This is a genomic window from Streptomyces stoeckheimensis, from assembly GCF_045822005.1.
GTDB classification, from domain to species: domain Bacteria; phylum Actinomycetota; class Actinomycetes; order Streptomycetales; family Streptomycetaceae; genus Streptomyces; species Streptomyces stoeckheimensis.
Window position 1 is genome coordinate 4,207,239 of the sequence record NZ_CP169550.1, and the last position, 21,737, is coordinate 4,228,975.

A 21,737-nucleotide genomic window follows, 5' to 3' on the forward strand; every position below is an offset into this window, starting at 1 on the left:
GGCGGGATTCTCATCGTCTTCTTGCGTAGCCGCTCACCCGGACGCGCAGCGTCGTACGACGGCAGCGTCGGGCCATCCACTCGATCAAGGGATTAACGATGATCCTACAAAGTGAAGGAGCCAAAATCAGCCGCGATGAGCTCCGCAGTTTGTGTGGCATTGAGCGCAGCACCCTGACGGAGGTTGTCCGCGCAGACGAAGAACTCCAGCGACCGCGGGTCGTCGAGCGAGCGCCGCAGCCGTCCCACCCAGGCCGGATCCGTTCCCGCGGCGTCCGACGGGGTCGGGAACTCCCCCGCGGCCGGGTCGTCCACGAGGACCACCCCCGGCGCCGATTCCAGGATCTCCCGGGCGCGCACCGCCTCGACGGCGCCCTCGAACCGGGCCCGTACGGTCAGCGAGTGCCCGGTCAGCACGGGTACCTGTACGCAGGTCACGGACACCGGCAGCTCCGCCAGGTCCAGGATCCGGCGCACTTGCGCCCGTACGGCCAGCTCGTGCGAGGACCAGCCGTCCTCGCGGAGCTCACCGGACCACGGCACCACGTTGAGCGCGAGCGGACCCGCGAAGGGCCCGGTGTCCTCGCCCACGGCCCGGCGCACGTCCCCGGGATGCTCCCCGAGGGAGGTGCCGGCGACGAGGGACAGCTGGCGGCGCAGCGCCTCCGAGCCGGCCCGGCCGGCCGCGCTCGCGGCCTGGTACGTGGAGACGGCCAGCTCGGCCAGCGCGTATTCGGCGTGCAGCGCGCCCAGGGCCGCGATCATCGCCGCGGTCACGCAGTCGGGCCCGGAGACGATCCCGCGCGGCCGGAGCCGGGCCGCGTGCCCGTTCACCTCGGGCAGCACCATCGGTACGTCGGGGTCCTCGCGGAAGGCCGAGGACTGGTCCACCACGACGGCTCCGCGCGCGGTGACGACGGGAGCCCACCGGGCGGACACCTCGGCCGGGGTCAGGAAGAGCGCGATGTCGCCCACCCCGAGGCCGTCGAAGGCGTCTTCGGTGAGTGCGAGCACCTCGGCCTCCGTACCGCGCACGGTCAGCCTGCGGCCGGCCGAGCGCGAGGAGGCGATCAGGCGTACGTCGCCCCAGACGTCGGCCCGCTGGGACAACATCTGGAGCAGGACGGAGCCGACGGCTCCGGTCGCCCCGACCACGGCGAGTGCCGGAGCCGGGGCAGACCGGGCGCCGCCCGTGCTCAACGTCCCGTGCCTCCGTAGACGACGGCTTCGTCGCCGCTGTCGGAGTCGAGCCCGAAGGCCGTGTGCACGGCGCGGACGGCCTCGTTGACGTCGTCCTGGCGGGTCACGACCGAGATGCGGATCTCCGAGGTGGAGATCAGCTCGATGTTGACGCCCGCGTCGGACAGCGCCTGGAAGAACGAGGCGGTGACGCCCGGGTTGGTCTTCATGCCCGCGCCGACCAGGGAGATCTTGCCGATCTGGTCGTCGTAGCGCAGGGACTCGAAGCCGATCGTGCCCTTCGCCTTCTCCAGGGCGTCGATGGCCTTGTGGCCCTCGGCCTTGGGGAGGGTGAAGGAGATGTCCGTCAGGCCCGTGGAGGCGGCGGACACGTTCTGCACGATCATGTCGATGTTGATCTCGGCGTCCGCGATGGCGCGGAAGATGGCCGCGGCCTCACCCGGCTTGTCCGGGACGCCGACGACCGTGATCTTGGCTTCGGAGACGTCATGAGCGACTCCGGAGATGATGGCGTGCTCCACCGGCTCGTCCCCTTGCGGATTCTCGTTGCTGACCCAGGTGCCCGGCAGTCCCGAGAAGGACGAGCGGACGTGGATCGGGATGTTGTAGCGGCGCGCGTACTCGACGCAGCGGTGCAGCAGCACCTTGGAGCCGGAGGCCGCGAGCTCCAGCATGTCCTCGGAGTTGATCCAGTCGATCTTCTTGGCCTTCTTCACGACGCGGGGGTCCGCGGTGAAGACGCCGTCGACGTCGGTGTAGATCTCGCAGACCTCGGCGTCCAGCGCCGCGGCGAGCGCGACGGCGGTCGTGTCCGAGCCGCCCCGGCCGAGGGTGGTGATGTCCTTGCTGTCCGCCGACACGCCCTGGAAGCCGGCGACGATGGCGATGTTGCCCTCGTCCAGCGCGGTGCGGATTCGGCCCGGCGTGACATCGATGATGCGCGCTTTGTTGTGGACCGAGTCGGTGATGACGCCTGCCTGGCTACCGGTGAACGACTGGGCCTCGTGGCCCAGGTTTTTGATCGCCATGGCCAGCAGGGCCATGGAGATCCGCTCTCCGGCGGTCAGCAGCATGTCGAATTCGCGCCCGGCAGGCATCGGGGACACCTGCTCGGCGAGATCGATCAGCTCGTCCGTCGTGTCGCCCATCGCGGAAACCACGACGACCACTTGGTGGCCGTTCTTCTTGGCATCCACGATCCGCTTGGCAACACGCTTGATGCCTTCGGCATCGGCTACGGAGGAGCCTCCGTACTTCTGCACGACAAGGCCCACGTGCGCTCCTCGCTCAGTCCGTCTCATTGCTGGTGCAGTCTAACGAGCGGCCGCAATACGACCGCCTCGTACCACATCATGAGACGAAAGGATCAGTGGACGGGTTCCCCCGCCGGTGGGGTTTCGTGAACGTCACCGTCGGCCGAGTCCGCCGAGCTCCTCGGCCATGACCTGTCCGGCCTGCTCCGCGAGTTCGTCCTCGGCGAGGTCCTCGTCCGTGTCCAGCCCGTCCAGCGCGGCCAGCGGCTGGTCGAGGCGGACGTGCGCGATCAGCGACTGGAGGGCGCGCAGCGTGGCCGACGCCGTGGGGCCCCAGTTGGTGAAGTACGAGAACTGCCACCACCACAGCGCCTCGGTGACCCGGCCCGCCTGGTGGTGGATGAGCCCGTGCCGCAGGTCGGCGACCACGTCGGCCAGGTCGTCGGAGATCCGGTGCGGGACCGGGGCCTTGCGCGGCTCGTAGGGGTCGAAGACCTCCGAGTAGACGTCGACCGGCTCCAGCATCACGGCGAACCGCTCGCGCAGGTCGTCCACGTCCGGCTCCGGGCCCAGGTCGGGCTCGTAGCGCTCGTCGGGCAGGACGTCCTGGTACGCGCCTAGCCGGCCGCCCGCCAGCAGCAGCTGGGACACCTCCAGGAGGAGGAAGGGCACGGCGCTGTCCGGGTCCTCGCCCTTGGCCACCTCGGTGACCGCGACGATGAAGGACTCGATCTGGTCCGCGATCGAAGCCGCGAAATCGTCCGGATCCAGTCCCAGGGCGTGCAGCGTTGCGTCAGACATCGAGAAGTCGCCTTCCTTCAAAGGCCCGCCCGAGCGTGACCTCGTCCGCGTACTCCAGATCTCCCCCGACGGGGAGCCCGCTGGCCAGGCGGGTGACCTTCAGGCCCATGGGCTTCATCATGCGGGCGAGGTAGGTGGCGGTCGCCTCGCCTTCCAGATTCGGGTCGGTCGCGATGATCAGCTCGGTGACCGAGCCGTCCGCGAGCCGCGCCAGCAGCTCCCGGATGCGCAGATCGTCCGGGCCGACGCCCTCGATCGGGCTGATCGCGCCGCCGAGGACGTGGTACCGGCCCCGGAACTCGCGCGTCCGCTCGATCGCGACGACGTCCTTCGACTCCTCGACCACACAGATGACCGTCAGGTCGCGGCGCGGATCGCGGCAGATGTTGCACCGCTCCTCCTGCGCCACGTTCCCGCACACCGCGCAGAACCGGACCTTGTCCTTGACCTCGAGCAGCGCGTGCGCGAGGCGGCGGACGTCGGTGGGCTCGGCCTGCAGGATGTGGAAGGCGATCCGCTGCGCGCTCTTGGGCCCGACGCCGGGCAGCCTGCCCAGTTCGTCGATCAGGTCCTGGACCACGCCTTCGTACAACGGACTGCCTTCTTTCGGTACGGGAGGGGTACCGAGCCGGGGAGGCTCGGGAAGGGACTAGAACGGAAGGCCGGGGATACCGCTGCCGCCGCCCAGCCCCTGCGCCAGCGGGCCCAGCTTCTGCTGCTGGAGCGCCTGCGCATTCTCGTTGGCCGCCTGGACCGCCGCGACCACCAGGTCAGCGAGCGTCTCGGTGTCCTCGGGGTCCACGGCCTTCGGGTCGATCACCAGCGCACGCAGTTCACCGGAACCGGTGACGGTCGCCTTCACCAGGCCGCCGCCGGCCTGACCCTCGACCTCGGTGCGCGCCAGCTCGTCCTGCGCCACGGCGAGGTCCTGCTGCATCTTCTGGGCCTGCTGGAGCAGCTGCTGCATGTCGGGCATGCCACCACCGGGAATCACAGGTCACTCACTCCGTAGCGTCGGGCCAAGCGCCGGCGGCTTGGTCAATCCGAGCCTACGTGCTCCCCGGGCGCCGCGCCCTACGCCGTGAGGACCAACTCTTTCGAGTGAGAGACGAGGCGTGCGCGTACCTGATGACGCCCCCCTTGCGGGCGGAAATCCCGGGAATCGTTGCCCATCGCGTCTCATTCGAAGGTAGGAAGAGCATGCGCACCATTGCGCACACGCGCACCACCACACGTTCAGCGCAGGCAGAGGGAGTGCCCGGGTGAGTCAGCCGGAGATGCAGCCCGAGGGGCCACCCCGGGATCCCGCTGAGGACGGCGACCTTACCGGCCGGCCGTTCCCTCTCGGGGACTGGGGCGAGCCCGCGGAGCGGCTCGACGAGCTCTACCGACGGGTCGAGGCCGACGCGCTGCGCACCGCCGAGTGGTACCTGTCGGACCGGGCGTGGAAGCGCCGCGGGGCCCGGATCCTGCGGATCGGGGCCGCCGCCGGAGCGGTCACGGGCGCCTCGATGCCGCTGCTGGAGCTGACCGGCTCGGTGCCCGGAGCGGCCTCGTACGGCTATCTCGCACTGCTCCTGGGCGCGGCCTGCCTGGCCTGCGACCGGTTCTTCGGCCTGACCTCGGGCTGGATGCGGGACGTGGCGACGGCGCAGGCCGTGCAGCGGCGACTGCAGACCCTGCAGTTCGACTGGGCCACGGAGAACGTGCGCGAGATCCTGGGCCCGACCGAGGGCACCGCGAGCGAAGCCGCGGAGCGATGTCTGACCGTGCTGCGCCGCTTCTCGGAGGACGTGACCGAGCTCGTGCGGTCCGAGACCGCGGAGTGGATGGTCGAGTTCAGTTCCGGCCCCGCCCCGCTGGTCATGCAGTCCCTGGGCGCGGGCGGATCCCGCTCGGAGGCGTACGTCCCGCCGGCCCGCTTCCCGCTCCCCCCGGGCACCCGCCCGAACATGCCGCGCCAGAGACCGCCGGAGCAGCCGCGCTGAACGGGGTGGGGCCGGCTCCGCCGTGCGGAGCCGGCCCCACGCCATACCTGCGAACGCTCGTACGGGTACGGACCGCGTCAGCTGAAGATGATCATCGAGCCCTGGCCGAGGCTCCTGGTCGCCGCCGCGTGCAGGCCCAGCCACACGTGCCGCTCCCGCGCGAAGGGGCTGTCGTCGTACGGGATCGGCCCGGCCGGCTCCTCCAGCGACGTCGGCCGCCCCGGAGGCGCCGGGGCCAGCGGCGGGTTCCGGGGGTCTATCCCGATCGCGGGCGCCACCAGGGACAGCTCGCGCAGCAGGCCCTGCGCGGAGCCCAGCGGCCCGCCCCCGGCCAGCAGCTCCTCGTTGGCCAGCGGGTACGCGAAGTCCACGGGGACGTAGGCCCCCGCGTGGTCGTAGTGCCACACCAAGTGCGACTGCTGGGCCGTCGGCTCGAACATCTCCAGCAGTTGCTCGTAGTCCCCGCCCAGCTCGTCCACCGGGGTCACCGGCAGCCCGCAGATCTGGAGCAGGTACGCCCGCCGCAGGAAGTGCAGGGCGTCGTAGTCGAAACCGGCCACCGGGGCGACGTCCCCGGACAGCCCCGGCATGTACGCGAACACCGGCACGGACGGCAGTCCGGCCTCACCCAGCGCCTTGTCGTACGAGGCGATCTCTTCCGCGAAGGGGTTGTCGGGGCTGTGGCACAGCACGTCGACAAGGGGGACCAGCCACAGGTCACAGGCCACTCGGCCTCCGATCAGTCGTTGTCGCCGATCGGGCCAGCGTAGTGCGCCGGACACGCTCAGCGAAGGGGTGAGCAGAACCTTGCGACGCGGATCCGGGCGGGACGCGCACCGGATCGCCGCCTACGGCTCCCCCGGGCCCACCCTCCAGACCCACACGTCGCGCACCTGCTCCGGATCCCGGCCCAGCAGCCCGGTGAGCAGGTCCCGCAGCTCGGTGTCCCGGTCCTGGAAGGGCAGGACGACCGCGCCGGCCTTCCAGTACTCCAGGTCCTGGCGGGCCTGCATCCGCCAGCCGGCGTCGATCTCGGGCGGCTGCGCGCCGTAGCGGACGTCGCGCAGGAGGTTCGAGAGGTGCCGCGGGGTGGCCCCGTAGATGCCGATCCGGTCGGGGCCCCACGGGCCGTTGAAGTAGCCGCCGGCCAGCCGGAAGCCGAAGTCCGCCTCCACCTGCCAGTGCAGCGCGTCCGCCTGGCCCGGGTCCGGCAGCGGTACCGGAACGAGTGCCTCGCCGTCCTTGACGTAGCCCTTCCAGTCCCCGGAGGTGATGAACGCGGGCACCGGCGCGCGGTCCCGTACGGTCAGCGGCAGCGGCAGGACCGGGATCAGCGCGGCCGCCGCCCCCAGCAGGCCCAGGGTGCGCAGCTCGCGGGTGCGCAGCCGGAGGATCCGGTCGAGCGCGAGGGCGAGCAGGATGCCCAGGATCGGCGCGCACACCATCGCCACGCGTCCCTCGATCACCGACTCGAAGAGCGGCAGCTTGATCATCAGGCGCCAGGGTCCCGGCAGCACGATCTCCGTGCGGGGTACGGGCACCCACGGCCCGAGGGACAGCAGGAGCGCGGCGAAGCCGGTGAGCGCGAGGGCCCGTACGGCCTTGCTCCGCCACAGCCACACGCACACGGCGACGCCGAAGGCGAGCAGGGGCCAGCCGTAGAAGGCGTTCTGCTCGGTGGTGTTCAGGGAGAGCTTGCCGGCCGTCTCGGGGTCGCCGAAGAGGGAGCGGGAGGCGTACTCGATCAGGGCGCGCGGGCTGTTCCCGGCGTTGTCCCCGTGCAGGACCGAGTGGTAGCTCTGCGGGCCGAAGAACTGCCAGTACAGCGGTACGGCCACCAGCGGCAGGCACACGGCGAGCGCGACGAGCAGACCGGAGCCCAGCGGCCGCGCGGCCGCGAGGGCGCGGCGGTGGTCGACGAGGAGGTAGGCCACGCAGAAGACCAGCATGCCGAGCGCGGCGATGAGCAGCGGCTCTTCGCCGATGAAGATCTGGTACGTCGCGAAGAGCCCGAGCAGTACCCCGTCACGCGTCACACTGCGACCTTCGCGGTGGCCCTCGCACAGGCGCAGGGCCCGGTCGACGATCAGCGGGATCATGAAGAGGACGACGAAGTTCGGATGGCCGTTGGCGTGCGAGACCATCGGCGGCGCGAAGGCCGCGAGCGCCCCGCCCGCGGCGGCCGCCCAGCGGCTGCGCACGAACCGGCGGCGGATCAGCCAGTACCAGGTCCAGGCGCTCGCGGCCATGCCGAGCGTGAGGACCAGCGCGAAGGTGACGGTCTCGCCGAAGAGCAGCGTGACCGGGATCAGCGGGACGTTCAGGCCGAGCATCGTGGCGTTGGCCATCAGGTTCACGCCGTCGGGCATGCCCTGGGAGAGGGTGAAGAGCGGGTTGCGGAGGTGGGTGATGTTGTCGGTGGTGACACCGACGAACCACTCCCACTGGTTCTGGTCCTGGAGCGCGTCCGCGAGGTAGGCGCCGTCGAGGTCCGTCCACAGGCCCTGGAAGACGTAGAGGGAGAGCAGGAGGAAGACGCCCGCCACGGCGAGGCCGCCGGCGTTGAGGCGGAACAGGTCGCCGAGGGCCTGGCGGCGGTCGGGGCGCGGGGCCGGGGCCGGAGTGTGCGGGGCGTCGGCTCGGCCGACCGGGAGCTCGACTTCTGCCACGTGCCAGCCCTGGCGGCGTACCCAGCGCAGGACCTCGGCGTCGATGGCCGGTCCGTCGAGGGTGGAGGCACCGAAGGCGGCGCGGGCGCGGTCGCCGTCGAAGAGGGCGAAGGCGCAGGTGTCCGCGCGGAATCCCGGTATGCCGGGGATGCCGAGGGTGCGGACCAGGCGGCTCCGGGAGCGGCCGAGGACCACGGCGGGGGGTGCGTCGTCCGCCTGCGGCGTGCCCGGGTCCAGGAGTTCTTCGAGGCGGGCCAGCTCGTCGAGCGGGGTGCTGAGGGCGGCGTCGGTGAGCAGCACCCGGTCGCCGGCGGAGGCGAGCACTCCGGCGCGGAGGGCGGCGCCCTTGCCGCTGCCGTCCCGGCTGTCGGCGTCGCCGTCGGCGTCGGCGTCGGCGAGGCGGATCAGCCGGATCCGGGGTTCCTCGGCGGCGGCCGTCGTCGAGGCGGTCGAGGCGTTGGCGTTGGCGTTGGCGTTGGCGTTGGCGTTGGCGTTGGCGTTGGCGTTGGCGTTGGCGACCAGGATGAGTTCCCAGGCGCCGGGACCCGTGCCGCAGTGCGCGTCGAGGTGCTCGCGCAGGACGGTGAGGGTGTGCTCCGGGACCGGAGCGGGGATGACGACGGACAGGCCGACGGCGCCGAGCCAGCGCGTACCGGCGGGGGCCCGCTTTCCTTGGTCGGCGCCCACGGCGCTCTCGCCGGTCACGCGCCGGCCGCCTTCAGGCCCGCGGCCCAGTCGAGACCGTGCTGGTTGTACGCGTGCACGAGGCGTCGTACCTCCTCTGCGTCCGCGCGGGTCACCGCGTCCATCAGTTCGTTGTGGCCGGCCCACAGGCCGGCGCGCAGGTCCGGCTCCGACTTCAGGTAGGGCACGGCGAACACCCAGCACTGCACCCGGATCCGGTGCAGGAACTCGGAGATGTAGATGTTGCCGACCAGCCCGCTCAGCTCCCTCCAGAAGCGCAGGTCGTAGCCGATCAGCACTTCGAGCGAGCCGTTCAGCGCTGCCCGCCGCGCCTCTTCCGCCCGGCGGCGCACCGAGACCAGCCGTTCCCCGGAGCCGGGGGCGGTGCCGCGTTCCACGAGCCTGCGGAAGATGCCTTCCACGATCAACGTACGAGCCTCGATCATGCCCCGGAAATCATCCACGGAAAAGACTCGGACGCGGAAGCCGCGGTGCTGGATCGAGTCGAGCAGGCCCTGCGCGGAGAGATCGACGAGGGCCTCGCGGACGGGGGTCGCTGAGACTTCGTACTTCTCGGCGATCTGTTTGACGGTGAACTCGCTCCCGGCCGCCAGGCGCCCCGCGAGCACCTCGTCACGCAGCGCGTCCGCGATCTGCTGGCGAAGTGTGTTGCGGGTGACAGCGCCGCTGCCTGGCATAGGGGTCCGTCTCCATCTGTGGGCTTCGGACACCTTAGGCCAGGCAGCACGGCCGAAACCGATCGCTTGGTGGCCGCTATATGGATTTAGCGCCCGTTATCCGGACGGTCCACGCTTCTCTTCTTGATCGTTCGACCCTGCGCGGGGCCCTCTCGGGGCACCCGCGCAGGGTCGTCCTTACTGCTCGAAGCCTGGTCGGAGCCGGTTCGGAGGCCGTTCGCGGCCCGTCCGGGACTCCCCTCCTGCCTCGGTCCCGGGGGTGCGCGCCAGACTCGCCCACGCCTCGTCAGGCGTCGACGCGCCCTCGGTCAGGCCGAAACGTGACGGTCGGCGACGGTCAGCGCGTCGTCCAGCAGGGCCAGGCCCTCCTTCGCGTCCGCTTCCGTGATGTTGCACGGCGGGACGACGTGGGTGCGGTTCATGTTGACGAACGGCCACAGCCCGGACGCCTTGCAGGCCGCGGCGAACTCGGCCATCGGCGCGTTGTCGGCGCCCGCGGCGTTGTAGGGAACGAGCGGCTCGCGCGTCTCCTTGTCCCGTACGAGTTCCAGGGCCCAGAAGGTTCCCAGACCGCGCACCTCCCCGACCGAGGGGTGGCGCTCCGCGAGCTCGGCGAGGGCCGGGCCGATCACGTTCTCGCCGAGGTGGGCGGAGTGCTCGACGATGCCCTCCTCCTCCATCGCGTTCATCGTCGCGACGGCGGCGGCACAGGCGAGGGGGTGACCGGAGTAGGTCAGCCCGCCCGGGTAGGGGCGCGTGGCGAAGGTCTCGGCGATCGCGCCGGAGATCGCGACGCCGCCGAGCGGGACGTAGCCGCTGTTGACGCCCTTGGCGAAGGTGATCAGGTCGGGGGTGACGTCGAAGTGCTCGGCGGCGAACCACTTGCCGGTCCGGCCGAAGCCCGACATGACCTCGTCGAGGATGAAGACGATGCCGTAGCGGTCGCAGAGCTCGCGCACGCCGGCCAGGTAGCCGGGGGGCGGGGTCATGATCCCGGCCGTGCCGGGGACCGACTCCAGGATGATCGCGGCGATCGTCGCCGGGCCCTCGAAGGCGATGGTGTCGGCGAGGTGGGTGAGGGCGCGCGCGCACTCCTCGGCCTCGGTGGTCGCATGGAAGGGCGAGCGGTAGAGGAACGGTCCCCAGAAGTGCACGACGCCGGCGGCGGCCGTGTCGGAGGGCCAGCGGCGCGGGTCGCCGGTCAGGTTGATCGCGGCGGCGGTGGCGCCGTGGTACGAGCGGTAGGTGGACATCACCTTCTGCCGGCCGGTGTGGAGCCGGGCCATGCGGACGGCGTTCTCCACGGCCTCGGCGCCGCCGTTGGTGAAGAAGATCTTGTCGAGGTCGCCGGGGGTCCGCTGCGCGATGAGGCGTGCGGCCTCGGAGCGGACGTCCACGGCGAAACCGGGGGCCAGGGTGCAGAGCCTGGCCGCCTGCTCCTGAATGGCGGCGACGACCTTGGGGTGCTGGTGACCGATGTTGGTGTTGACCAGCTGGGAGGCGAAGTCGAGGTAGCGCTTGCCGTCGTAGTCCCAGAAGTGCGACCCCTCGGCTTTGGCCACGGCGAGCGGGTCGATCAGGGCCTGGGCGGACCAGGAGTGGAAGACGTGGGCGCGGTCGGCGGCCTTGACGGAGGCGCCCGAGGTGACGTGAGGGGTCATGGCCGCAACCGTAGAAGTGTGCAGGTGGGGAGGGATATCGGCGGTCTGTATGCGGGTGGGGGGCGGGTCTCGGCAGTCTGTCTGGGGAACGATTGACAGCACGCTGTCATGATGGCAGCATACTGTCGTAGAAGGCAGCGGCCGACGGCGACACTGGAGGCGAGCACGATGAGCGAGACCCAGACGAAGACGCAGGCGGAGACCGAGGCGGAGATGCAGGGCCGGACCGGGACGGAGACCGGCGCGGAGGCGCAGTCCGCGGGCGCCGCGGTGCGCACGGTCCACGTGGCGGTCTACGACACCTACGCCGACTGGGAGACGGGCCACACCACCGCGCACCTGACCCAGCACGGCTACGAGGTCCGCACGGTCGGCGTCGCCGCCGGCCGGTCCGTCACCACGATGGGCGGCCTCCGCATCCAGCCCGACCTGGCCCTGGGCGACCTGCGCCCCGAGGAATCCGCGCTCCTCATCCTGACCGGCGCCGGACTGTGGGACGCGGGCGACGAGCTGGCGCCCTTCGCGGCGAAGGCCGAGGAGTTCCTCGCGGCGGGCGTCCCGGTCGCGGCGATCTGCGGAGCCACGGCCGGCCTGGCCCGCGCCGGAGTCCTGGACGGACGTACGCACACCAGCGCGGCCCCCTTCTACCTCGGCGGCCAGCCGGGCTACGCGGGCACGGACCGCTACGTCGAGGCCGACGCGGTCACCGACGGGGACCTGATCACGGCCGGCCCCACGGAACCGGTGGCCTTCGCGCGCGAGGTCTTCGCCCGCCTCGGGGTGTACGAGCCGCACGTGCTCGACGCCTGGTACCGCCTGTTCCACGACTCCGACGCGAGTGCGTACCCGGTCCTGATGGCGGCGGCGCAGCCCGAGACGGAGCAGGAGCGGGAGCCCAGCGATGCGTAACCAGCCCGCGCCGCGGCCCATCGGGCAGCCCTCCCCGATGGACCCGGCGGCCGCGGCGGCCGTGGCGGCCCCGGCACCGTCCGGAGCCGCTGCCTCCGCGCCGCCGGAACCGCCCGCGGCCGCCACGGCCGCCGCGGCCCCCGTGCCCTCGCGCGCCAAGGGTCCGCGGGAGGACGCCCTCCGCGCCCGGCAGGACCTGCTGAGCCGCACGGCCCTCGGGGTGTTCCGGCTCAACGGCCAGTTCCTCTCCGTATCGGAGGAGCTGGCCCGCCCGGCGGGGCTGACCGCAGCCTGGTGGCAGGTGATCGGGGCCGTACTCCGCGAGCCGCTGCCCGTCGCCGGGATCGCCCGGGCCATGGGCATCACCCGTCAGAGCGTGCAGCGCATCGCCGACCTGCTGGCCGCCAAGGGCCTCGCCGAGTACGTCCCGAACCCGGCCCACCGCCGAGCGAAGCTGCTGCGCCCCACGGAGGCGGGCCGCGCCGCCGTCGCCAGGATCGGCCCGGGCCACGCGGCCCTGGCCACCCGGCTCGCGGAGGCCCTCGGCGAGGACGGCTTCGCCGAAACGGTCCGCGTCCTGGAACGCCTGTCGGCCGCCCTGGACACCCTGCCGCCCCCACCCGACGCCCCGGCTTAGGCCGTCCCTTTCGGATCTTGCGGGCCCGGCAAGATCCGAAAGGGACGGCCCAGTCCGGCCCCGCCGGGAGCGGCCAACACGCCCCGCCCGTATGCCCGGTGGAACCTCCGCACCGGCTGTGTCCCGGCCCCCGGCAGCCCCGCCCAGGCGGCCCACCTGCGGCAACCCCACCCCCGCAACCCGCAGCGCGCCCGGCCGCACTATTGTCGGGCTCCGGCGAGTCCCAGGGGGAGGACCACCTGTCATGGAACAACTGCACCCGCGCGACGCAGAGCACATCGGCCCGTACCGCCTGCTCGCCCGCCTCGGAACCGGCGGCATGGGCCAGGTCTATCTCGGCCGCGCCGAGCACCCCGACCCCGCCACGGGCACCGGAAGCGGAACGGGAACCGGCGCCCCCACCGGCACCCGGATCCGTACGGGCACCCGCACCGCCGCCGTGAAGCTGATCCACCCCCACCTCGCCGCCCACCCCGACTTCCGCACCCGCTTCCGCCGCGAGGCCGACGCCGCCCGCCTCGTCGGCGGGGACTGGACCGTCGCCGTCCTCGACGCCGACCCCGACGCGGAGATGCCCTGGCTGGCCACCGCCTACATCGCCGGGCCGAGCCTGCGCCAAGCCGTCGGCCGCGACTTCGGCCCGCTGCCGGCCGCCTCCGTACGGATCCTGGGCGAAGGGCTCTCGTACGCCCTCCAGGACATCCACCGTGCCGGCCTCGTCCACCGGGACCTGAAGCCCGGCAACATCCTGCTCACCGCCGACGGCCCCCGCGTCATCGACTTCGGCATCGCCCGGGCCCTGGGCGCCACCGCCGACCCCGCCCTCACGCAGACCGGCGAACTCCTCGGTTCCCCCGGCTTCCTCGCCCCCGAGCAGATCAACGGCACTCCCGTGACCCCGGCCTGCGACGTGTTCGGCCTCGGCGCGGTACTCGCCTACGCCGCCACCGGCCGGCTGCCCTTCGGGGACCCGGACCAGCCCGGAGGCATCGCCGCACTCCTGATGCGCGTCACGGAAGCGGAACCCGACCTGGCCGGCGTACCGGCCGAACTGCGTGACGTCGTACGCGACTGCCTGCGCAAGGACCCGGCCGCCCGGCCCACCCCCGCCGAGCTCCTCGAACGGCTCGCCGCGAACCGGGAGGACGCCGCCCCGGAGCCCTGGCTGCCCGCGCCCCTCGTCGCGCGGCTCGGGCAGCACGCCATAGCCCTGCTGGACCGCGTGGACGCGGGCCCGGACCGGCCCGAACCGGTGACCGTGCCCGCCCAGCGCACATCGGCACAGCCGGACGCGAACCCGCCCGCCCCTGCCCCTGCCCCTGCCCCTGCCCCTGCCCCTGCGCCCACGCTCACCGCCGTGCCCGGGGCGGACGACGGCTCCGGCTCCCTCTCCGGGCCCGGGTCGGGCCACGGCCCCGCCGCCGGCCCCTGGTCCGACTCCCGGCGCGGCTCCCGCTCCCGGTCCGTCTCCACGGCCCTGCTCGTCGCCATCGCCGTGGTCGTCGCCGTGGCGGCGGGCGGCAGCGTGTACACCGTCATGAGCGGGGCCGGCGACGGTGCGCCCCGCGCCGGTTCCGGCGCCTCCCCGTCCGCCGCCTCCTCCGGCACCTCGTCCGGCGCGCAGACCACCGGGGACGCGACGGCATCCGGCACTGTCGCCACTCCCTCCCCTTCCGCCCCTCCCGCCACGCTCCCCGAGGCCTACGCCGGCACCTGGCGCACCGTCTACGGCGGGCAGAGCTGGCAGCTCACCCTCACCCCCGGCACGACCGGTGCCAACGTCATGTCCCTGACCCTCCAGGCCCCCGGACTCAGCTGCGCCTGGACCGCGCCGCTGCGCTCCGCCACCGCCGACAGCGTCGGGCTCGACCCCTCCACGGTGATCTCCGGTACGCCGCCCTCGTGTTCGCCCGGCGGCCGGAGCACGCTGCGGCTGCTCTCCAACGGGTCCCTGGTGCGGGAGCTCGACGGCAGCACCGCAGCTCCGCTCACGTACCGACGCCGCTGATTATTTCGAAGTCAATAAGCCTGCAAGCAAAGCTTGTTGCCATCACGGGCGCCCCCGCACACTGCGGCACATGGAGCCGTTGAAGGTAGTGGCACGACTGTGGGAGCGGATCGAGGCACGCGACTGGGACGGAGTGGCCCTGCTGATCGCCGAGGACGCGGTGATCGAGTGGCCCGTGAGCAGCGAACGCATCGTCGGTCGCGACAACTTCATCGCCGTCATCAGCGATGACGACTACGCGGACGAGAGATCCGTCGAGGTGCTCCGGATCCTCGCGGACGGCGATCTCGTCGTGACCGAGGTGGAGATACCCCAGGACCACGTCGTCTACCGTGCCGTCTCCCTGTGGACCGTACGGGACGGGCAGATCGCCGGGGCGCGGGAGTACTGGACCAGCCCGGGCCAGGACCCGGCCCCGCGCTGGCGCGCCGGGTTCGTCGAACCGCTCGCGGAGACGTTCCCCGAATCGATGACGGCCGACTGAGCGGGGCCGGCCGCGCGGGCCCCGTGGGGGTCAACTCGCCCGGCCTGACCCCTGAGTAGCCCCTGTCATACCTGAGAGCTACCTGGGAAGTGGGCTCTCCAGTGGGACGCCGACGAGGGCTCCCGATTCCTAACTTCGTGACCAGAGAACAACGCAGCACCGCCCCTCTGGCACGAACGAAGGAACGGACCCATGAGCCGCCGACCCACCGCACGTCCCGACGGCCGCCGCAGCGGCCGTCTGCGCCGCACGCTGCTGGCCGGGCTCGTGGCCGCGGCCGTGGTCCTGCCCGTTTCCGCCGCCGCCTCGCCGAACGTCCCGGCGCCGGCTCCGGCCGTCCTCCCCGAGGGCGCCGCCCTCCCCGACCGGTTCGCCGCCAACCTCGCCAACCTCTCCGAGGCGGCCCGTGTGGCCGAGAACGCCGGCCGCACGGGCCGTGCGGCGAAGCTCCGGGCGATGGAGGCGGGCGGCGGTGCGCGGTTCCTCGTCTTCGACGGGCGCGGCAAGGGCCGGGCGATAGAGGTGTTCGGCGATCTGGAGAGCGCCGACCGGGTCGCGGTCCTGGTCCCCGGGTCGGACACGACGCTGGACACCTACCAGCGGTTCCGCGCCGGAGCCGTCGCCCTCGAGCAGCGGCTCCGGGCCGAGCATCCCCGCTCCGCCGTGGTCGCCTGGCTCGGGTACGACACCCCCGGCACGGTCAGCCCGGCCGTCCTGACCACGGGCCGCGCCGACGAGGCCGCCGCCGAACTGGGCTCCTTCTTGCCCCGGTTGGCCCGGATGGCCGCCCCGCAGGCCCGCCTCTCGCTGCTCTGCCACTCCTACGGGTCCGTCGCCTGCGCCCGCACCGGGACCGGCCCCGAGGTCACCGACATGGCGCTGTTCGGCAGCCCGGGCACGGGGGCCGGTTCCGTCGCGCACCTGCCGACCCGGGCCCGGGTCTGGGCCGGCCGGGGCGGCGCCGACTGGATCTCCGGCGTCCCGCACGTCAGCGTCGGCGGGATCGGGTTCGGCACCGATCCCGTGGACCCCGCCTTCGGAGCCCTGCCCTTCGCGGCCGGCTCCGGCGGCCACAGCGACTACCTCAAGCCGGGCACCGAGTCCCTGAACAGCCTGGCCGGGATCGTGCTCGGCGCCTCCCCGACGGCGCGGACCGGCTCGTCTCCCACCGCACTCCCCGCCCCGTCCGCCCTCGCCGTCCCGGAGGTCTCCCATGCGCGTGCGTGAACCGCTTGCCCGCTGGTCCGTTCTCGCGGACCGCATCGACGCCGGAACCCCCGCCCACCGCGACCGGGCCGTGGACGCGCTCCGCGCCTTCGCCATCCTCGGCGTGGTGCTGGGCCACTGGCTGGTCACCGCGCTCACCAGTACCGACGGCGGCCTCAGCACCACCAGCCCGCTGGCCCACATGAGCGGACTGGCCCCGGTCTCCTGGGTGTTCCAGACCCTGGCGGTCTTCTTCCTGGTCGGCGGCCACGTCGCGGCCCAGGGGTACGAGTCGGCGCGCGGCCGCGGAGTTCCGTACGGGCAGTGGGTCGGGCAGCGGCTCGGCAGGCTGTTCCGGCCGGTCGCCGCGGTCCTGGCCCTCTGGAGCGTGGCGTCCGTCGCCATGCTGCTCGGCGGCGCCGGGACGGACACGGTCCGGACCCTGCTCAAGCTCGTCCTCTCCCCCTTGTGGTTCCTCCTCGTCTTCGCCGCGCTCACCGCCGCGACCCCGCTCGTCGCCCGGCTGAGTCCGCTGTGGCCACTGGCCGTGGTGGCCTCGGTCGATGTCTGGCGCTTCGGGTTCGGCGGGCCCGCATGGATCGGCTGGGTCAATGTGGCCGCCGGCTGGCTGGTGCCCTACACCCTGGGCGCCGCCTGGTCCCGGGGCGCCTTCGCCCGGCGCACCCCGGCCGCCCTGTTGCTGGGCGGCGGGATCGCCGCCACGGCCGCACTGATCCTCTGGGGCGGGTACCCCGCTTCCATGGTCGGCGTTCCCGGAGCCGCGGTCTCGAATCTGAACCCGCCGACGCTGGCGGCCGTCGCGTTCGGCCTGGCCCAGTGCGGGCTGGCGCTGCTGCTGCGGGAGCCGCTGGCCCGGGCGATGAGCCGGCCGCGGGCCTGGGCGAAGGTGGCGCTGGTCAATCTGTCCGCCATGACGATCTTCCTGTGGCACCAGACCGCGATGATGGCCGTCACCGCTGTGGGACTGCTGTTCTCCACCGATCTGCCCGGCCTGCACACCGTGCCCGCCTCCGCGGAGTGGATAGTCGTCCGGCTGCTCTGGCTGCCCGTGTTCGCGGCCGCGCTGGCGGTCTGCTGGGCCGCCTTCCACACCTACGAGCAGGCCGGCGGCCGCCCCCGGGGCCGGGCCCGGCGCGGATCCTCCGCGATGCCGGTCACCCCCTCCCGGATCGTCGCCTCCTCCGCCCCGACCGGGGGAAACCCCTCCCTCGCTGCCCGCACTGCCCCAACTCCGGTCGGCGAAAGCGCAGTCACCGGCCCGGCGGCCCGCTCCAAGGAGACCCTCCGTGCCTAGGCTGGACGACGTGAACGAGCAGAGCGAGCCCCCGAGTCCGGCCACGGTCCCCGCCCCGGCACAGCACGCAACCGTGGCTGCGACTGCGGTCGGCGGGCAGCCGGAAGGCTCTCCCGGCAGGGCTTCGGCCGTGCTGCGGAGCGTGACCCTGGGGCTCCTGGACCTGAAGGCCGATCCCCTCCCGAGGATGTCGAGGCCGCGCTGGCTGGCCTGGCTCCCGCACGTGGTGCTGCTGTATCTGGCGGTGGCCTTCTTCGCCGTCACCACGGAGCAGCTCAGCAACCACTACCAGGTCCACGGTTCCATCCGGCCGTTGCTGGCGACCCTGGTCGGCGGGTCCATCGTGATCGCGATGCGGTGGCCCATGGCCGGGTATTGGCTCGGCCTGATCGGGGCCGGCCTGATCGCCGGAGAGATCCACGGCCACGTCGGCCAAGGCCAGAGCTGGCCGTGGCTGCCCGCCGGGATATTCGCCTTCGCCCCGGTGCTGCTGCTGGTGGCCCTGCGGGTGCCGCCCCGTGTGACCGTCGGGGCGGTCACCGTCGCCGTCGCGTGCACCGGGCTGGCGGAGGCGCTGTTCAGGCCCGAGAACAGCGGTACCGGCACCCCCGGGGCCATCCTCCTGTTCGCCTTCACCGGTCTCCTCGGCCACGCCCTGCGCACGACCCGGCTGACCCGGACCCAGCTCGTCGAGCAGGAGACCCTCACCGAGGAGGAGCGCGCCCGTCGCACCCTGCTGGAGGAACGCAGCCGGATCGCCCGCGAACTGCACGACGTCGTCGCGCACCACATGTCGGTGATCTCCATCCAGGCGCAGGTTGCCCCATACCTCGTGGAGAACCCGTCGGAGGAGCTCAAGGAGAACCTGGCCGGGATCCGTGCGAATGCCGTGGAGGCCCTGACGGAGCTGCGCCGCGTCCTGGGGGTGCTGCGTTCCGAGCACCCGGACGAGGAGGCGGAACTGCACCATCCGCAGCCCACGCTGGCCGAGTTGGGCGGCCTCGTGGACAACGTGCGGGCCGCCGGGCTGGAGGTCACCACCGAGATCGCGGGCATCCGCCGGCCGCTGTCCCCGGGGGTGGAGCTCACCGCGTACCGGATCGTGCAGGAAGCGCTGAGCAACTGCCTGCGGCACGCGCCCGGCTCCCGCGTGGAGGTCGGAATCGCCTACGGGCCCCGCGATGTGCACCTGTGCGTCGCCAACACGGCGCCCACCCGGCCGGCCCCGCCGACCATGGGAGCGGGGCACGGGCTGCTGGGGATGCGGGAGCGAGCGGGCATGCTGGGGGGCGAGCTGGCCGCCGGCCACCGCCCCGACGGGGGGTACGAGGTGAGCGCCGTGCTCCCGATGGATCCCGCGCCCCCGGGCGGCGTGACCTCCGCCGGACCCGAGAGGAACGAGAAGGACTCATGACTGCTGCCCCGATCAAGGTGATGATCGCCGACGACCAGATGATGGTCCGCCAGGGCTTCACCGTGCTCCTCGACGCCCAGCCCGACATCGAGGTCGTCGGTCAGGCCGTCGACGGCGCCGAGGCCGTGGCCAAGGTCGCGGAACTGGCGCCGGACGTGGTGCTGATGGACATCCGGATGCCCGGGATGGGCGGCATCGAGGCCACCTCCCTCATCACCGGCGTCCCGGGCTCCGCGGTGAAGGTGCTGGTGCTGACCACCTTCGACCTCGACGAGTACGTGTACGAGGCGCTGCGCGCCGGCGCCTCGGGCTTCCTCCTCAAGGACGCCTCCGCCGATCAGCTGGCGGAGGCGGTCCGCGTGATCGCGGCCGGGGAAGCGCTCCTCGCTCCGAACATCACGAAGCGGCTGATCACCGAGTTCTCCCGGCTGGGGGCTCCTCGGGCGCCGTCGAAGGCGCGGATCGACGAGCTGACGGAGCGGGAGACGGAGGTCCTGTCGCTGGTCGCCCAGGGCATGTCGAACGCGGAGATCGCAGAGCACCTGATCCTCGCCGAGCAGACGGTCAAAACGCACGTGGGCCGGATCCTGGTGAAGCTGGGTCTGCGGGACCGGACCCAGGCCGCGGTGTTCGCCTACGAAACGGGCCTGATCCGTCCGGCGGGCTACTGAAGCAGCCCCGGTAGTACTTGAGGGGGACCCCGGGAAATCCCCTTCAGCGGCGACGCGGACCAGGCCGGGGCCCGCCTACCGTGGGGAACATGACCGAGACGACCCCCGGGGCTACCCCCCGGACCCCAGAGATCCGGCTGGCTTCGGGCTTCATCCAGAGCCTGCGCGAGGCTCTGATCACCGACGCCTTCGCCTACCGTCCCCTGCTCCCGATGCGCACGGACGGGCCGCTGACCCGGCGGCTCCCGAAGCGGATACGGACCGAGGCCGCGCACCTGCCGCACGCGGCCGTCTGCGTGGTGGCGTTCCTCGTGGTGGTCTTCACCTCGATCACCACCGGCCTGCCCCAGGCCGCTTCCCTGGTGATGGGGCTGCTGGCCGCCACTCCGATCGTGATGACGCTGGTGCGTCCGCTGGGGGCGTTCTGGGCCGCGGTGGCGGTCACTCTTGTCTTCTCGGTCGTCAGCGGCTCCGATCCCAACTGGCCCTGGATCCCCGCCACCTTCTTTTCGTACCTCGCGACGGTGACCCTGGTGGGGATGCGGACCACTCCCCGGACGGCCGGCTGGATGTGGGTGATCACCCTGGCGATCGGCATCGGGACGTCCGTCGTGCTCGGTCACGGTCAGACCATCAACGTCGGCCCGATGGCCTTTGCCTCGGCGCTCGCCCTGCTGGCGGTGAGCATCCGCAACATCCGCAAGCAGGCGGAGCAGGAGGTCACCGCGCAACAGGAGGTCACCGCCGTCGAGCGGGACCGGCGCACCCTCCTGGAGGAGCGGACCACGATCGCGCGGGAACTCCACGACGTGGTCGCCCACCACATGTCGGTGGTGGCCATCCAGGCGGAGGCCGCGCCCTACCGGGTGAAGAATCCGCCGCCGGAGCTGGAGGCCGCGTTCGTCACCATCCGGGAGAACGCGGTGGCGGCCCTGACCGAGCTGCGCCGGGTGCTGGGCGTCGTCCGCTCCGCGGACTACGAGGCTCCGGACGCCCCGCAGCCGACGCTGGCCTCGCTGGACGGGCTGTTGGCCAATGTGCGGGAGGCCGGGCTGAGCGTGGAAAAGACCGTGACGGGCGCGGTGCGCGAACTGCCTCCGGGCGTGGAGCTGTCGGCCTACCGGATCATCCAGGAGGCCCTGAGCAACACCCTGCGGCACGCGCCGGGCGCCGGCGCAGCGGTCGAGGTCTCGTACGTGCTGGGCGGGCTGGGCCTGCGCATCGTCAACGAGGCGGGCACCGGGGACGTGCGGCCCTCTCCGGGGGCGGGGCAGGGGGTGACCGGGATGCGCGAGCGGGTGGCCATGCTGGAAGGCGAGATGACCGCCGGGGAGCTGGCCTCCGGCGGGTTCGAGGTGGCGGTGTTCATACCCGTGGCCGGCAGCCGTCCGGATCTGGCGAAGGATCCGGTGTGACGATCAGAGTGCTCATCGTCGACGACCAGATGATGGTTCGTGAGGGATTCTCCGTCCTGCTGAACGCGATGGACGGCATCGAAGTCGTCGGGGAGGCGGTGAACGGGCGGGAGGCCATCGCCCAGGTGGCGGCGCTGAAGCCGGATGTGGTGCTGATGGACATCCGGATGCCGGAGATGAACGGCCTGGAGGCGACGCGGGAGATCGTGGCCGCCGACACGGACGCGAAGGTGCTGGTCCTGACGACCTTCGACCTCGACGAGTACGTGTACCAGGCGCTGCGGGCCGGTGCGTCCGGGTTCCTCCTCAAGGACGCCTCCGCCCGCCAACTGGCCGACGGGGTTCGGGTGGTGGCCGCCGGGGAGGCGCTGCTGGCGCCTTCCGTGACCAAGCGGCTGATCACGGAGTTCTCGAAGTTGTCGGAGACCCGGTCGCAGGTGGGCTCGGCGGCGGTGACGGAGCTGACGGAGCGGGAGACCGAGGTGCTGGTGCTGATCGCCCAGGGGTTGTCCAACGCGGAGATAGCGGACCGGCTGATCATCGCCGAGTCCACCATCAAGACGCATGTGAGCCGGATCCTGGTCAAGCTGGGATTGCGGGACCGCACGCAGGCGGCGGTGTTCGCGTACGAGACCCGGCTGGTGACCCCCGCTTAGGCCGCTCCGAAAAGTTGTCCACAGCTGTGGACAACTTTTCGGACGGGCGTGGATCAAGGAGTGCCGGGG

The 21,737-nt window shown here is 72.3% G+C and carries 20 protein-coding genes; 11 read left to right on the forward strand and 9 right to left on the reverse strand.

The features are described 5' to 3' along the window. Positions 1 to 104 precede the first annotated feature (104 nt). The 5 genes from ACE1OC_RS18935 to ACE1OC_RS18955 form a co-directional block, all read right to left on the reverse strand. Positions 105 to 1,199 (reverse strand): aspartate-semialdehyde dehydrogenase, encoded by a 1,095-nt coding sequence (locus ACE1OC_RS18935; protein ID WP_407837992.1) that lies wholly within the window; start codon positions 1,197 to 1,199, stop codon positions 105 to 107. Beyond that, positions 1,196 to 2,473 carry an aspartate kinase gene (locus ACE1OC_RS18940; protein ID WP_389687430.1) on the reverse strand — a complete coding sequence of 426 codons (1,278 nt, stop codon included), beginning with the start codon at positions 2,471 to 2,473 and terminating at the stop codon, positions 1,196 to 1,198. Before ACE1OC_RS18940 ends, ACE1OC_RS18935 begins: the two co-directional genes overlap by 4 nt. 132 nt (positions 2,474 to 2,605) lie before the next feature. Beyond that, the gene (locus ACE1OC_RS18945; RefSeq protein ID WP_250744896.1) at positions 2,606 to 3,253 is read right to left on the reverse strand and encodes a DUF5063 domain-containing protein; all 648 of its coding nucleotides are present in this window, start codon (positions 3,251 to 3,253) and stop codon (positions 2,606 to 2,608) included. After that, complete coding sequence (recR, locus tag ACE1OC_RS18950; RefSeq protein WP_243330636.1) at positions 3,246 to 3,845, reverse strand: recombination mediator RecR; 600 nt, start codon at positions 3,843 to 3,845, stop codon at positions 3,246 to 3,248. Before recR ends, ACE1OC_RS18945 begins: the two co-directional genes overlap by 8 nt. A gap of 57 nt (positions 3,846 to 3,902) precedes the next feature. Further along, positions 3,903 to 4,247: a YbaB/EbfC family nucleoid-associated protein gene (locus ACE1OC_RS18955; RefSeq protein WP_250744897.1), complete on the reverse strand. Its 345-nt coding sequence runs from the start codon at positions 4,245 to 4,247 to the stop codon at positions 3,903 to 3,905. 268 nt (positions 4,248 to 4,515) lie between these two features. Here ACE1OC_RS18955 and ACE1OC_RS18960 point away from each other — a divergent pair, with 268 nt between their 5' ends. After that, positions 4,516 to 5,241, forward strand: a complete 726-nt coding sequence (locus ACE1OC_RS18960) for an SLATT domain-containing protein (protein WP_250744898.1) — start codon at positions 4,516 to 4,518, stop codon at positions 5,239 to 5,241. 77 nt (positions 5,242 to 5,318) lie between these two features. Here ACE1OC_RS18960 and ACE1OC_RS18965 read toward each other — a convergent pair whose 3' ends face one another. From ACE1OC_RS18965 to ACE1OC_RS18980, 4 genes are all read right to left on the reverse strand, one after another. Further along, positions 5,319 to 5,969 (reverse strand): hypothetical protein, encoded by a 651-nt coding sequence (locus ACE1OC_RS18965; RefSeq protein WP_389687434.1) that lies wholly within the window; start codon positions 5,967 to 5,969, stop codon positions 5,319 to 5,321. 120 nt (positions 5,970 to 6,089) lie between these two features. Next, positions 6,090 to 8,615, reverse strand: coding sequence for a glycosyltransferase family 2 protein (locus ACE1OC_RS18970; RefSeq protein WP_407837993.1), 2,526 nt, complete (start codon positions 8,613 to 8,615; stop codon positions 6,090 to 6,092). Then, the gene (locus ACE1OC_RS18975; protein WP_407837994.1) at positions 8,612 to 9,292 is read right to left on the reverse strand and encodes a GntR family transcriptional regulator; all 681 of its coding nucleotides are present in this window, start codon (positions 9,290 to 9,292) and stop codon (positions 8,612 to 8,614) included. Before ACE1OC_RS18975 ends, ACE1OC_RS18970 begins: the two co-directional genes overlap by 4 nt. A gap of 308 nt (positions 9,293 to 9,600) precedes the next feature. Continuing rightward, on the reverse strand, positions 9,601 to 10,953 hold the full coding sequence (locus ACE1OC_RS18980) for an aspartate aminotransferase family protein (protein WP_250744902.1): 1,353 nt from the start codon (positions 10,951 to 10,953) through the stop codon (positions 9,601 to 9,603). 213 nt (positions 10,954 to 11,166) lie between these two features. Here ACE1OC_RS18980 and ACE1OC_RS18985 point away from each other — a divergent pair, with 213 nt between their 5' ends. The 10 genes from ACE1OC_RS18985 to ACE1OC_RS19030 all read left to right on the forward strand — a co-directional run bounded on the left by ACE1OC_RS18985 (position 11,167) and on the right by ACE1OC_RS19030 (position 21,668). Continuing rightward, entirely contained in the window at positions 11,167 to 11,862 is a 696-nt protein-coding gene (locus tag ACE1OC_RS18985; RefSeq protein WP_407841607.1) for a DJ-1/PfpI family protein, read from the forward strand. A gap of 37 nt (positions 11,863 to 11,899) precedes the next feature. After that, a complete protein-coding gene (locus tag ACE1OC_RS18990; RefSeq protein WP_407841608.1) occupies positions 11,900 to 12,499 on the forward strand; it encodes a MarR family winged helix-turn-helix transcriptional regulator in 600 nt (199 codons plus the stop codon). Positions 12,500 to 12,743: 244 nt separating this feature from the next. Then, positions 12,744 to 14,507, forward strand: coding sequence for a serine/threonine-protein kinase (locus ACE1OC_RS18995; protein ID WP_407837995.1), 1,764 nt, complete (start codon positions 12,744 to 12,746; stop codon positions 14,505 to 14,507). 70 nt (positions 14,508 to 14,577) lie between these two features. Further along, on the forward strand, positions 14,578 to 14,991 hold the full coding sequence (locus tag ACE1OC_RS19000) for a nuclear transport factor 2 family protein (protein WP_407837996.1): 414 nt from the start codon (positions 14,578 to 14,580) through the stop codon (positions 14,989 to 14,991). Between the two features lie 192 nt (positions 14,992 to 15,183). After that, positions 15,184 to 16,218, forward strand: a complete 1,035-nt coding sequence (locus ACE1OC_RS19005; RefSeq protein ID WP_407837997.1) for an alpha/beta hydrolase — start codon at positions 15,184 to 15,186, stop codon at positions 16,216 to 16,218. Further along, positions 16,205 to 17,512, forward strand: coding sequence for an acyltransferase family protein (locus ACE1OC_RS19010; protein WP_407837998.1), 1,308 nt, complete (start codon positions 16,205 to 16,207; stop codon positions 17,510 to 17,512). The genes ACE1OC_RS19005 and ACE1OC_RS19010 overlap by 14 nt, the downstream gene beginning before the upstream one ends. Then, positions 17,505 to 18,926 carry a sensor histidine kinase gene (locus tag ACE1OC_RS19015; protein ID WP_407837999.1) on the forward strand — a complete coding sequence of 474 codons (1,422 nt, stop codon included), beginning with the start codon at positions 17,505 to 17,507 and terminating at the stop codon, positions 18,924 to 18,926. Before ACE1OC_RS19010 ends, ACE1OC_RS19015 begins: the two co-directional genes overlap by 8 nt. Next, positions 18,923 to 19,597, forward strand: a complete 675-nt coding sequence (locus tag ACE1OC_RS19020; protein ID WP_407838000.1) for a response regulator — start codon at positions 18,923 to 18,925, stop codon at positions 19,595 to 19,597. The genes ACE1OC_RS19015 and ACE1OC_RS19020 overlap by 4 nt, the downstream gene beginning before the upstream one ends. A gap of 89 nt (positions 19,598 to 19,686) precedes the next feature. Then, positions 19,687 to 21,012, forward strand: a complete 1,326-nt coding sequence (locus tag ACE1OC_RS19025) for a sensor histidine kinase (RefSeq protein WP_407838001.1) — start codon at positions 19,687 to 19,689, stop codon at positions 21,010 to 21,012. After that, a complete protein-coding gene (locus tag ACE1OC_RS19030; RefSeq protein WP_407838002.1) occupies positions 21,009 to 21,668 on the forward strand; it encodes a response regulator in 660 nt (219 codons plus the stop codon). The genes ACE1OC_RS19025 and ACE1OC_RS19030 overlap by 4 nt, the downstream gene beginning before the upstream one ends. The last annotated feature ends 69 nt before the right edge of the window (positions 21,669 to 21,737 follow it).

What these genes read in the sequence shown, in the direction of transcription:
- ACE1OC_RS18995 (WP_407837995.1), top strand. Translation starts at nt 12,744, where the DNA reads ATGGAACAACTGCACCCGCGCGACGCAGAGCACATCGGCCCGTACCGC.
- ACE1OC_RS19005 (WP_407837997.1), top strand. Translation starts at nt 15,184, where the DNA reads ATGAGCCGCCGACCCACCGCACGTCCCGACGGCCGCCGCAGCGGCCGT.
- ACE1OC_RS19000 (WP_407837996.1), top strand. Translation starts at nt 14,578, where the DNA reads ATGGAGCCGTTGAAGGTAGTGGCACGACTGTGGGAGCGGATCGAGGCA.
- ACE1OC_RS18980 (WP_250744902.1), bottom strand. Translation starts at nt 10,953, where the DNA reads ATGACCCCTCACGTCACCTCGGGCGCCTCCGTCAAGGCCGCCGACCGC.
- ACE1OC_RS18985 (WP_407841607.1), top strand. Translation starts at nt 11,167, where the DNA reads ATGCAGGGCCGGACCGGGACGGAGACCGGCGCGGAGGCGCAGTCCGCG.
- ACE1OC_RS18945 (WP_250744896.1), bottom strand. Translation starts at nt 3,253, where the DNA reads ATGTCTGACGCAACGCTGCACGCCCTGGGACTGGATCCGGACGATTTC.
- ACE1OC_RS18990 (WP_407841608.1), top strand. Translation starts at nt 11,900, where the DNA reads ATGGACCCGGCGGCCGCGGCGGCCGTGGCGGCCCCGGCACCGTCCGGA.
- ACE1OC_RS18975 (WP_407837994.1), bottom strand. Translation starts at nt 9,292, where the DNA reads ATGCCAGGCAGCGGCGCTGTCACCCGCAACACACTTCGCCAGCAGATC.
- ACE1OC_RS19025 (WP_407838001.1), top strand. Translation starts at nt 19,687, where the DNA reads ATGACCGAGACGACCCCCGGGGCTACCCCCCGGACCCCAGAGATCCGG.
- ACE1OC_RS19020 (WP_407838000.1), top strand. Translation starts at nt 18,923, where the DNA reads ATGACTGCTGCCCCGATCAAGGTGATGATCGCCGACGACCAGATGATG.
- ACE1OC_RS19010 (WP_407837998.1), top strand. Translation starts at nt 16,205, where the DNA reads ATGCGCGTGCGTGAACCGCTTGCCCGCTGGTCCGTTCTCGCGGACCGC.